The following is a 1,171-nucleotide window of genomic DNA, read 5'->3' on the forward strand; positions in this document are numbered from 1 at the left end:
CTAGTGTTCTGAGTCTGACGGATGTTACCGACTGCCGCGGATCGTATCGAGAGCGTCGAGGGCGCGCCGTTCCCGGGCGAGGATATCTTCGGCCGACTTGCTCCAGACGAACGGTTTGGGCTTGGCGTTGTGATGAGCCAGGTATTCGTAGATCGCGGTCTCGAGATCATCGACGCTGGTGTAGCTTCCCCGGCGTATCTGCCGTGTCGTGATCGCCGCAAAGAAGCGCTCGACGAGGTTCAGCCAGGATGCGCTGGTGGGCGTGAAGTGGAGCTTGAAGCGCGCATGCTTCTCCAGCCAAGCCTTCACCTCCGGCGTTTTGTGGGTCGCGTAATTGTCGAGGACCAGATGAACGTCGCGGGATTTGGGGACGATGCGCTCGATGCGGCGCAAGAAGGCCAGGAACTCCTTCGCGCGGTGGCGCGGCATGCAGTCTCCGATAACCATTCCCGATTTCACATCGAGCGCGGCGAACAGCGTGGTCGTGCCGTGCCGCTTGTAATCATGCGTCATGGTAGCAGCGCGGCCCCTCTTGAGCGGCAGCCCGGGCTGCGTTCTGTCGAGGGCCTGAATTTGTGATTTCTCATCCACGCACAGCACCACCGCGCGATCGGGAGGATCGAGGTAGAGCCCCACGATATCCGTTACCTTCTCCTCGAATAGAGGGTCGTTCGACACTTTGAACCCGTGCGCCAGGTGCGGTTTGAGGCCTGCCTCCGCCCAGATGCGCCCTACGCTTGATGGGGAAATGCCAACTGCTTCGGCCATCATGCTGCGGCTCCAATGTGTGGCGTTGGGCGGTGTCTCCTGCACCGTCTTTGCAATCACTGCGAGCCGCGTTTCCTGAGACAACGGGGGCACGCGAGACGGCCGCGTCTTGTCTCGCTTGAGGCCCGCGACCCCCTCGTCGAGATACCGCTGCTGCCAGCGCCAAACCGTGGGCTTTGAAGTCGCGGCACGCCGCATGATTTCGTTGGTCCCGAAGCCATCGGCAGTCGCCAAGACGATCTCCGCCCGCCACACAATCTTTCGCGGCGTGTTGCGGTCGGTCAGCAGCGCTTGGAGTTGCGCCCGGTCGGCGGGGCCGAGGTAAAGGCAAAGGTCATCGCGTCTCATCCCGCGACCATGTCACACAGTGCGAGAGATGGGAATCTTCCGTCAGGTGTCGAAC

At 61.9% G+C, this 1,171-nt stretch carries 1 protein-coding gene; it reads right to left on the reverse strand.

The genetic code is table 11. From position 1 onward, the window contains the following. Window positions 1-24: 24 nt before the first annotated feature. Complete coding sequence (locus tag GY725_17110) at window positions 25-1,116, reverse strand: IS630 family transposase (GenBank protein MCP4005911.1); 1,092 nt, start codon at window positions 1,114-1,116, stop codon at window positions 25-27. Window positions 1,117-1,171: the final 55 nt, after the last annotated feature.

The organism is bacterium, from assembly GCA_024226335.1.
Lineage (GTDB): Bacteria > Myxococcota_A > UBA9160 > SZUA-336 > SZUA-336 > JAAELY01.